This is a genomic window from Mycobacterium sp., from assembly GCF_035499775.1.
Taxonomy (GTDB): Bacteria; Actinomycetota; Actinomycetes; order Mycobacteriales; family Mycobacteriaceae; genus Mycobacterium.
In genome coordinates, this window is record NZ_DATJYB010000160.1 from 1 (window position 1) to 2,847 (window position 2,847).

Sequence of the window (2,847 nt, forward strand, 5' to 3'; positions counted from 1 at the left end):
GGCGAGTGCAGGATCACCCGCCAGTCGCCCAGCTCGTCGTGGAACCGCTCGACCAGCAATGTCTGGTCGGTCGGTATCGCCCCGGTGGCGGTCCGCTGGTCGTCCAGCAGCACCCACAGGTTGTCGGTCGCGTAGTCGTCGAAACCCAGGTCCGCGCAGCGCTTGCCGAACGCCCCGCGGTCCAGGGCGGCCAGCTGGCCGGTGAACGCGCCGAGCGCGGCGCCGAGTTCGGCCGGGCGGCCGACGTCGTCGCCGCGCCAGAACGGCAGCCGGGCGGGCTGGCCGGGCGCGGGGACCACCAGCACCCGGTCGTGGGTGATCTCGGTGATCCGCCAGCTGGTGGCACCGAGCGAGATCACGTCGCCGGGCCGGGACTCGTAGACCATCTCCTCGTCGAGCTCGCCCACCCGGGACGGCTTCTCGGCGTCGCCGGCCAGGTACACGGTGAACAGCCCGCGGTCGGGGATGGCGCCGCCGGAGGTGACGGCCAGCCGCTGCGCACCGGGCCGCGCGGTCAGCGTGCCGTCATCGCGGTCGTAGACCAGCCGCGGTCGCAGTTCGGCGAACTCGGTGGACGGGTATTTGCCGGACAGCAGGTCCAGGGTGGCCTCGAACACGCTGCGCGGCAGCGCGGCGAACGGGGCGCTGCGGCGCACGGTGTCGAACCACCGGTCGGCGTCCAGCGGCTCCAGCGCGGCCGCCGCCACGGTGTGCTGCGCGAGGATGTCCAGCGGGTTGGCGGGTACCCGCATCGTCTCGATCTGGCCGGTGAGCATCCGCTGCACACTGACCGCACAGCCGATCAGGTCGGTCCGGTGCTTGGGGAACAGCACGCCTCGCGAAATCTCGCCGACCTGGTGTCCGGCCCGCCCGATGCGTTGCAGCCCGCTGGCCACCGACGGTGGGGCCTCCACCTGGATCACCAGATCGACCGCCCCCATGTCGATGCCCAGCTCCAGGCTCGAGGTCGCCACCACCGCCTTGAGCTGCCCGCGCTTGAGGTCCTCTTCGACCACGGCGCGCTGTTCCTTGCTGACCGAACCGTGGTGGGCGCGGGCCAGCACCGGCGGCGCGCCGAAGGTCTGGCCGCTGGCCATGATGTACGCCGGCGCCCCACCGGCCACCTGGGGATTGCCGGCAGACGGCAGCTCGACACCCGACCGTTCGGCGTGGATCTCGTTGAGCCGCGCGGTCAGCCGCTCGGCGAGCCGCCGCGAATTGGCGAACACGATCGTCGAGTTGTGCGATTCGATCAGGTCGACCAGACGTGCCTCGACATCCGGCCAGATGGTGTTGTTCGCCAGGTTGGCCATGTCGGGCACCGGCACCTGCACGGCGAGCTCGAGGGTCTTGGCCGACGGGGGAGCCACGATGGTCGTCGGGGCGGGTCCGGACAAAAACCGCGCGAGCTCCTCGGGCGGACGTACGGTCGCCGACAGCCCGATGCGTTGCGCCCTGCGGTTTTCGGGCGAGCCCGATGCGAGATCGTCCATCCGTTCCAGCGACAGGGCCAGGTGCGCGCCGCGTTTGCCGGCCGCGATCGCGTGGATCTCGTCGACGATGACGGTCCGCACGCCGGCCAGGGTCTCGCGCGCGGCCGAGGTCAGCATCAGGAACAGCGACTCCGGCGTGGTGATCAGCACGTCGGGCGGGTGGCTGATGAGCTCGCGGCGGCGCGCGGGCGGGGTATCGCCGGAGCGGAGCCCGACGCTGATGCCAGGTGGCGGCAGGCCGCGCCGCTCGGCGAGCCGGGTGAGCCCGGCCAGCGGGGTGCGCAGGTTGCGCTCGACGTCGACGGCCAGCGCCTTGAGCGGCGACACGTACAGCACCCGAGTCCCGGGCGGCCGATCGGCGGAGCGGGCCAGACTGTCCAACGCCCACAGGAACGCCGCCAGCGTCTTACCGGATCCGGTCGGCGCGATGACCAGGGTGTTCTTGCCGTCCGCGATGGCTTCCCAGGCGTCGGCCTGCGCGGCGGTGGGCGCGGCGAACGTGTTGGTGAACCAGTCGCGGGTGATCGCGCTGAATCGGCCCAACGGAGCAGTCGCCGAGGTCATCTAGTCATCGTGCCAACAGGCACCGACAAAAGAACTACTGCGGCTTTTGCCGCGAGGTCGCCATCGCGCCGGACAGCTCCGGCGGAATATCCGGCACCCGGGAGATCGTGTCCAGCAGCCCATGTGCACACGCGTCGGCCAGGCGTTCGGCGTCGGCCGTCGGGTCGATGATGCGCTGCCGGCAGATCTCGAAGGTCGACGCGATCCAGCCGATGATGATGATCCGCAGGTCACGCTCGACATCGGGCTCCAGCTTCGCCCCGGGGATATCGCCCAGCAGCTCGCCGATGCGCTCCATGATGTGCTCCAGCTGGCGGTTCTTGGCCTCGTCGTCGATGCCCAGCAGAACCGGATCGGAGCGGCCCAGGCCGACATAGGCGGCCCACGCAGCCTCCGGGTGGTACTCGTGGTACGCCATGTACCCCAGCACGCCGATCCGGATTTCTTCGAACATCGTCAGTCCGGAGGGCGGCAGATTCTGGGTGGCTTGGTAGAGCCGGTCCGCCTCGTCCTTGACAACCGCAGCGAAGAACGCCCGCTTATCTGGGAAGTAGTGATACATCAACGCTCGGGACACCCCGGCCCGCTCTGCGATCTCGTCGATGCGGACCTCGTCATAAGGCCGCTTCCCGAAGACCTCCGCCCCCAGAGCAAGCAACTCAGCTCGGCGGTCCTCGGGGGATAGCCGCCTCCTGGCTGTTGCCATGGGACAGATACTACTCATGGGTGTAACGCGTTCCGCCAGAGCAGATGCTCAGCCGAATTGCACACCCTGGGCCAGCGGCAGCTC

General features: G+C 69.9%; 2 protein-coding genes. Both read right to left on the minus strand.

Features of this window, described 5'->3' with window-relative positions; translation table 11 throughout:
* Window positions 1–2,057, minus strand: a 2,057-nt coding sequence (locus VML93_RS10780) for a DEAD/DEAH box helicase (protein ID WP_325610404.1), incomplete at its 3' end; no start/stop codon positions are given.
* A 34-nt stretch (window positions 2,058–2,091) separates the two neighbouring features.
* Window positions 2,092–2,763, minus strand: a complete 672-nt coding sequence (locus tag VML93_RS10785) for a TetR/AcrR family transcriptional regulator (RefSeq protein WP_325610407.1) — start codon at window positions 2,761–2,763, stop codon at window positions 2,092–2,094.
* Between the last annotated feature and the right edge of the window lie 84 nt (window positions 2,764–2,847).